General features: G+C 47.9%; 1 protein-coding gene. It reads left to right on the plus strand.

All coding sequences use genetic code 11. The annotated features are described in order from the left end of the window. Nucleotides 1-257, plus strand: a 257-nt coding sequence (locus CH339_RS25825; protein WP_210207415.1) for a beta-galactosidase, incomplete at both ends; no start/stop codon positions are given.

Consider the following 257-nt stretch of genomic DNA (forward strand, 5'->3'; position numbering starts at 1 on the left):
CCTTCAACGATTGGTCACAGATTGAATCGCCGTCTCCGATCGGGGAAAATGCGGTGCACGGCTTGAATTTAGACTGGCGACGCTTCGTCACTGACCAGACGATCTCTTTTTTTCAAAATGAAATCGTTCCGTTAAAGGAAATCACGCCGAATATTCCGATTACGACCAATTTTATGGCGGACACGCATGATTTAATTCCGTTTCAAGGGCTGGACTACAGCAAGTTTGCCAAGCACCTGGACGTGATCAGCTGGGAC

The organism is Rhodobium orientis, assembly GCF_003258835.1.
GTDB classification, from domain to species: Bacteria; Pseudomonadota; Alphaproteobacteria; order Rhizobiales; family Rhodobiaceae; genus Rhodobium; species Rhodobium orientis.